7 protein-coding genes, 2 tRNA genes and 2 rRNA genes are annotated in these 6,457 nt (G+C 51.9%); 4 read left to right on the forward strand and 7 right to left on the reverse strand.

Annotation, left to right across the window (positions count from 1 at the left end; genetic code table 11):
- Position 1 precedes the first annotated feature (1 nt).
- Positions 2-745, reverse strand: coding sequence for a methyltransferase domain-containing protein (locus C9J03_RS23780; protein ID WP_044622614.1), 744 nt, complete (start codon positions 743-745; stop codon positions 2-4).
- A 55-nt stretch (positions 746-800) separates the two neighbouring features.
- Here C9J03_RS23780 and gloB point away from each other — a divergent pair, with 55 nt between their 5' ends.
- The 3 genes from gloB (at position 801) to C9J03_RS23795 (ending at position 3,884) form a co-directional block, all read left to right on the forward strand.
- A complete protein-coding gene (gloB, locus tag C9J03_RS23785; RefSeq protein ID WP_044622613.1) occupies positions 801-1,559 on the forward strand; it encodes a hydroxyacylglutathione hydrolase in 759 nt (252 codons plus the stop codon).
- Positions 1,560-1,629: 70 nt separating this feature from the next.
- Complete coding sequence (locus C9J03_RS23790; RefSeq protein WP_044622612.1) at positions 1,630-3,198, forward strand: lytic transglycosylase; 1,569 nt, start codon at positions 1,630-1,632, stop codon at positions 3,196-3,198.
- The gene (locus C9J03_RS23795) at positions 3,195-3,884 is read left to right on the forward strand and encodes a Yip1 family protein (RefSeq protein ID WP_044622611.1); all 690 of its coding nucleotides are present in this window, start codon (positions 3,195-3,197) and stop codon (positions 3,882-3,884) included. The genes C9J03_RS23790 and C9J03_RS23795 overlap by 4 nt, the downstream gene beginning before the upstream one ends.
- Here C9J03_RS23795 and C9J03_RS23800 read toward each other — a convergent pair.
- Both C9J03_RS23800 and C9J03_RS23805 read right to left on the reverse strand, forming a co-directional pair.
- Complete coding sequence (locus tag C9J03_RS23800; protein WP_044622610.1) at positions 3,871-4,722, reverse strand: endonuclease/exonuclease/phosphatase family protein; 852 nt, start codon at positions 4,720-4,722, stop codon at positions 3,871-3,873. The genes C9J03_RS23795 and C9J03_RS23800 overlap by 14 nt on opposite strands.
- A gap of 120 nt (positions 4,723-4,842) precedes the next feature.
- Complete coding sequence (locus C9J03_RS23805) at positions 4,843-5,178, reverse strand: DUF1904 domain-containing protein (protein ID WP_044624382.1); 336 nt, start codon at positions 5,176-5,178, stop codon at positions 4,843-4,845.
- A gap of 202 nt (positions 5,179-5,380) precedes the next feature.
- Between C9J03_RS23805 and C9J03_RS23810 the strand changes: the two genes are divergently transcribed.
- On the forward strand, positions 5,381-5,719 hold the full coding sequence (locus tag C9J03_RS23810) for a hypothetical protein (RefSeq protein WP_044622609.1): 339 nt from the start codon (positions 5,381-5,383) through the stop codon (positions 5,717-5,719).
- Positions 5,720-5,950: 231 nt separating this feature from the next.
- Here C9J03_RS23810 and C9J03_RS23815 read toward each other — a convergent pair.
- From C9J03_RS23815 to rrf (C9J03_RS23830), 4 genes are all read right to left on the reverse strand, one after another.
- Positions 5,951-6,027, reverse strand: a tRNA-Trp gene (locus C9J03_RS23815).
- 35 nt (positions 6,028-6,062) lie between these two features.
- Positions 6,063-6,139: transfer RNA gene (locus tag C9J03_RS23820), tRNA-Asp, on the reverse strand.
- Positions 6,140-6,172: 33 nt separating this feature from the next.
- Positions 6,173-6,288: ribosomal RNA gene (rrf, locus tag C9J03_RS23825) — 5S ribosomal RNA — on the reverse strand.
- 44 nt (positions 6,289-6,332) lie between these two features.
- Positions 6,333-6,448, reverse strand: a 5S ribosomal RNA gene (rrf, locus tag C9J03_RS23830).
- Positions 6,449-6,457: the final 9 nt, after the last annotated feature.

Genomic DNA, 6,457 nt, shown 5'->3' on the forward strand with positions numbered 1-6,457 from the left:
GCTAGCATTTCTGCTTACGGGAAGCCTTGGTGCGGCAGTTCATCCCCAGCGGAGCCAGCTGTCGCCTTAGCTTCCACGTCGGTTTGATCGGCTTCAGGGGCACGGTGCGTTTTCTCGCCACGATCAAATACATACTGCCGACCGACGATAAGCTATCCGATACCATACCTTCCACCCAGGCAGAGCAGGCCTGATGACGGGTGGCGGGCAGGATCGCAAAGTTCTCGTGGAACACGACCTCGTAGTTCAGCACCCCTAGCCAGTCTTTTACCCGCATCGGCATGAACATCCGGCCTTTCCACGGAAAGCGCTTGTGATTCCAAGGCAGAATTCCCCGTAGTCCCAAAGCACTCACCGGGTTATTCCCGCTGATCAGGATATAGCCATCATCGACAATCACCCGGTCAACCTCCCTGAGCAGCCGGTGTGGATCGCTGCAGTAATCCAGCTGATGGGCGACGACACAGGCGTCAAAGGCTTTCTCGACAAACGGCAAAGCGAAAGGGTCAGCAACCACATTATGCAGAGGGTTGAACTTATCAATGCAAATCTGATGCTGGATGTTACAATGGCCACTGGCCAATTCGCAGCTTAGCCCACCCAGCTTTAGCATATGGTAGCCGAAAAGTTTGGGCCACCACTCATCAAGCTGGGCCTGCAGTAGCTCTGCTGCCCATTCACCATTGACCACTTGTGACCAGGTGTGTGGTGGTTCGATATGTTTTAATATGCGGGCTGGCTTCATAGCAATTCCATACTAAGTCGATGCTCAATAGCAAAAAAAAGCCGGAGAAACAACGATGCTGACCATTAAAAGCATACCTGCATTCAATGACAATTACATCTGGCTGATTCACAGTCCGGATAACCACTGTGTGGTGGTTGATCCCGGTGATGCCACTCCAGTACTTGAGTTCTTGGAAAGAGAGGCGCTGGAGCTTGATGCCATCCTGATCACCCACCACCACCATGACCATATAGGCGGGATCAGCGAGCTAAAGCGCCGCTACCCCAACATCCATATCGTCGCTCCTTCTGCCGAGCCTATCCCGGGCGTGTCGCAATCGGTCGATGATGGCGATCAGGTCGAAATTTTCGGTGAGCGCTTCATGGTCCTAGGCGTGCCGGGCCATACTGCCGGCCATATCGCTTACGTCGGCGACGGCAAGCTATTTTGCGGCGACACCCTGTTTTCTGCTGGCTGTGGCCGTTTGTTCGAAGGCACCGCCGCACAGATGTATGCCTCGCTGCAAAAGCTCAGTGCCCTCCCCGATGAAACCGAGGTGTACTGCGCCCACGAATACACCAGCAGTAATCTCGCCTTTGCCCTAGTCGCCGAGCAAGACAACCCACACCTGCAGCGCTACCGCGAAGAAGTCAGCCGGATGAGGGCACAGGGGATCAGCACGATTCCAAGCACTCTGAAACAAGAAAAATTAATCAATCCATTCCTACGCTGTGACCAGCCTAGCATAAAAAAATCGGTTGCAAATAAAGCAGTTAACGAAAGTGACGTCGAGACTTTCGCAGCCCTGCGCCGTTGGAAAGACGAATTTTGACCTAGGTCACTTGTAACCAAGGTGGTTGGACAAGTATTATCATCCACTATTTTGGCTATAGGCTGGACACATGAAAACCCGATTTTTTTTGGCGAGTGCGCTACTTCTGGCTGGTTGCCAAATTACAAATACGACAAATACAGTAGAAGAAAAAACAAACACAACCAATAACGATCCTGCGGCCCAAGTTGCTCCGACGGCAACAACAAAAACACCAACACCTGAGCCGCAGGTTGTTGTTCCTAAAAAAATTCCAACCCCACAGGAGCAACAAGATGTGTGGCAACGCATCAGCATGCAGCTGAGAGCGGACATTCCCAATGACCAGCGCGTCATTCACTACCGTGACTGGTATCTCCGTCACCCAAGCCACCTCAACACCGTTGCCCAGCGAGCCGAACCTTTCCTCTATATGATCACCGAGGAAATCGAAAAACGCGATTTGCCCCTTGAGCTCGCGCTGCTGCCGATTGTCGAAAGCTCTTTCGACCAGTTCGCCTATTCTCATGGCCGCGCGGCAGGGCTTTGGCAGATCACCGCCCCAACCGGCCGCAGCTTCGGCCTTGAGCAAAACTGGTGGTATGACGGCCGCCGGGATGTGGTGGAATCCACCCGTGCCGCACTGGATCTACTCGAATATCTCAACCGCAAGTTTGACGGTAACTGGCTGCATGCCCTTGCCGCCTACAACACCGGAGAAGGCCGGGTGTTCCGAGCGATCCGCAATAACAAAGCCGCCGGCAAACCAACTGATTTCTGGTCTCTCGATCTACCGCGCGAAACCAGTGACTATGTCCCTAAGCTACTTGCCGTCTCGGACGTGATCCAGAACCGCGACAAGTACGGTATCAGTATCCCAGCGATCGACAACAAACCTGCGGTAAAACTGGTCAAGCCTAAAACCCAGATGGATTTAGCAATGGCAGCCAAATTTGCCAATGTTTCGCTCGACGAAATTCAGCGCCTGAACCCTGGTTACAACCGCTGGGCAACGGCACCGGATGGCCCGAGCCATCTGCTGCTGCCGATCAACAAGGTCGACAAATTCAATGCCGCCTTTGATGAAAATGGCCGCCGTGGCATGAAAGTGATCCGCTATGAGGTCAAGCCAGGCGATACCCTGAGTGTACTAGCCCGCCAGCATAAGACCACGACCAAGCAGATCCAACGTGCCAACAATATGAGCGGCACCAATATCCGCGTCGGTCGCCATATTCTGATCCCTGTGGCAATGCAAGACGGTGAGACGGTTGCGGCTCGAATGGCCAACAACACTCAGCAAAGTCACGGCAGTGGCTACCGCACCTCCTATACTGTCCAGTCCGGCGATAGCCTTTGGACTATAGCCCGCCAGCAGAAAGTCACCATCGACCAAATCACTCGGTGGAACGGGATCAGCAAGAATGCCCCTCTTCGTGTTGGCCAAAAGCTGACACTATGGAAAAGCAGTGAAACGGGCGGCGTGATCCGCACGGTTTACTACAAGGTTCGTTCTGGCGACAACCTAAGCACTATTGCCCAGCGCTACCAGGTCAAAGTCTCCGATGTGGTGAAATGGAACCAGATCAGCGGTCAAAAGTACCTCAAGCCAGGACAGCAATTAAAACTTTATGTTGATGTTACCAAGGTAAGTGTATGACGCCTTCCAAAAACCCGTTTGTTGCGGTTCTCGATACTTTCCGCTCCCCCATTGACTGTTTTGCAGCCGTCCACGAACGCCCAAAGTGGGCGTTCGTGCCCTACCTGCTGATCATTATCGGTCCGTTCTTCTTTTGGGGCGGTTACTTCAACCACGTCGATATGGACTGGTTACAGCAGACACTGATGATGCAACTGCCCAATGTTGAACAGCAAGTGCAGGAAGCTTGGCTAACCAAGGAGGTCTTGTTAGCCGGTGAGGTATTCAGTGATTTCTTTGGCCGAACAGCCGCGATTTTCGTATTGGCGCTCTGGCTTAACCTGGCCACCAAGAGCAACAGCTACAAGCACAGTTTCGGCAAATGGCTGGCAGCCGCGTGTTTTATCATGCTACCGGCTATCATCGGTGACTTCGCCAGCTACCTCAATGCGGTCTTCAACACCAGCAACTTCTTGCCTAATGCTGCTGATCTCAACAGCCTCAATGGCTTCCTGAAGCTGCCACTGAACCACCCGTGGTCGGCATTTGCCACCACTGCACCGCTGCTGGCGCCATGGTATATCGCCCTGAGCTATGCCGCCGTCGCGGCATGGACAGACTATGACAGAGCCAAATGTATCATTGTCGCCGCCTTACCGTGGCTGCTGACCTTGATCGTCTGGCCGATAATGATTATTGCAGCATAAAGTTGGCAATGATCGGATTATGATCGGAGGCATCGGTAGTCGGTGCCTCCGCACTTATCAACTCTAGCCCTCGGTAATACAGGTGATCGAGCGGCTTGCCGAAAATTTTCACCCGTTGGTCACGGCGCAAAACCGCATCTTCCAAACCCAAGCTGCGGGCAAACTCATCCACGACATCCAACCTCGCTTGGCGCCATGTATTGAAATCACCGGCCAAGATCACCGGGCCGATATGCTTGTCCAGCACACGTTTCAACGTGTGGAACTGCTCTTTGTACTCTTCCAGTCCCAACGCAAAGTTCACCCCGTGCAGGTTAACCACTGCCAGCGTCTGGCCATTTGACAGGTTGAACTCGGAGAGCAGGGCAGATTTAGGCAAGCGCAACCAGGGTTCCATCGCCAGGTAGGCACAGGTTGTCTTGGCATTGACCGAGGACAAGTTCATAACCCCAGCAGGCGTATTCAAGAACTTGAAAGCATTGGCCATTCTTACCTTCCACCGAGTATCATCCAAATAATCTTTCAGCTCGGCGGTCAGGCTGGCTTCCTGCAGAAGAACAAGCCCGCTGTCATGAGTAATTTTCTCAAGCTCGGAGCGCCAGTTTTCTTTCTGCTGCTTGTAGATATTCCACACCGATACCGAAAACGATCCGTCCTGATCCAACGGCAAGGCTACATCGCTTTTAATACAGTTGAACGAGAACTGCGGTGCCAACACATTGGCACTGACCTCAGGCACTTCAGACACATCAAACGACCAGTTCAGTGCACCTGTGCTGATCCCCAACGCTCCTGCGACAACCCCCAATCCTGCTACAACCTTGGTATAACGCGACATCAAACTTACCTAACCGACGACTCTTACTAAGCAGCTATGTACCAACCGCTATGAATTTACAGACTCTGTTAACTGCCTGGTACAGCAATAAGGAAAGCGGCCGACTGGCCGCTTTGAGTACTAGTAATGACTGCCATTGTCATAATATGCTGACGGTGTCAGCGCAGTGAATATCACCGCAACATCCTGCTCTGGCTCTTCAAGTTCAGCGCGAATTGCCTCAGTGATAATCTGCGCCACTTTGTCTTGCACATCCTGACCACGGTCAAACCACAGCACCTCCACAAACGGGTAGGCGTCAGATACTTCACCATCAAAAATAAAAGTCGTTGAAATATGCTCGAGGGTAAAATCCTCTCGGGGACAAACCATTAGCGGCTCCAAATCATCAACCAGCTTGGTCGACAGCGCCTTCACATGATCAAATTCAACAGCTCGGAAACGCAGATGCGGCATGATGACTCCAATTTTGCTCAACCTGAAAAAGCCACAAGATACCATCTAACACATCTTTTTCGCAGCAATTTTTGTCAATTTCGAGTCAAACCCTACTTAGGGTCACCTCATTTCAGATCGTTGCACATTTGAAATAGAGTGATATTTTGCTATTATCCCCACAAAATAAAACATCGCTCAATTACTTAAAGACAGCAAACCTATGCTCAAAAAAATACTTCCCCTTCTGGCACTCAGCCTTATCGTAACCACGCAGGCCCATGCGGCAAGCAACAGTAATGACCAGCGTATCAGAGAGCTGGAATACCAAATCCGTTTGCTGACCCAAAGAGTGGATAGCCTGGAAAGGGAGCTGGAGCGAAAACACGATTACGAACGCCATGATCAAATGTACCAATGCCAAATGAGTGTCTTTGGCAGCCAATACAAGGGGCGCTCATCCAGCCGCGGCAAGGCGATCACCAAGGTGGTCAATCAGTGCATCAGCGATCACGATGAAATGTTCTGCCGCCCTGATGCGGTGCGCTGCAAGACTTTCTGATAGACAATACGCCCTCAACTGAGGGTGTTTTTTTAAATAAGCGACAGACGCAAAAAAGCCCCAGCATTTCTGCTAGAGCCTTGAAGGTGGCAGAGGGGACTGGGCCAGCATCCCGGAGATTCGAAAGCTTCGCCCCAACACGCGCTATTTTGGTATTAGGGGAATCCGCTGCTCTGCCAATTGGAGCTACAAATGAAAAAGGCTCCAACATTTCTGCTAGAGCCTTGAAGGTGGCAGGGGTAGAGAGATTCGAACTCCCAACACGCGGATTTGGAATCCGCTGCTCTGCCAATTGGAGCTATACCCCTGTTGTTCGTGTTTAATGAGACGACTCTCAAATAAGTGGCGGAGCGGACGGGACTCGAACCCGCGACCCCCGGCGTGACAGGCCGGTATTCTAACCAACTGAACTACCGCTCCGCAGCGTATCTATTCAGCATTTTGCAATTTGGCACTTAGCAATGTCCTACTCTCACATGGGGAGGCCCCACACTACCATCGGCGCTACAACGTTTCACTTCTGAGTTCGGCATGGGATCAGGTGGGACCGCTGTGCTATGGTCGCTAAGTAAATCTGTTACTGTTCATGTCAGTGACATAAATAAAAATTCAAGCCTGGCGATGTCCTACTCTCACATGGGGAGGCCCCACACTACCATCGGCGCTACTGCGTTTCACTACTGAGTTCGGCATGGGATCAGGTGGGTCCACAGCGCTATGGTCGCCAAGCAAAATTCT

The organism is Photobacterium gaetbulicola (assembly GCF_003025515.1).
Lineage (GTDB): Bacteria > Pseudomonadota > Gammaproteobacteria > Enterobacterales > Vibrionaceae > Photobacterium > Photobacterium gaetbulicola.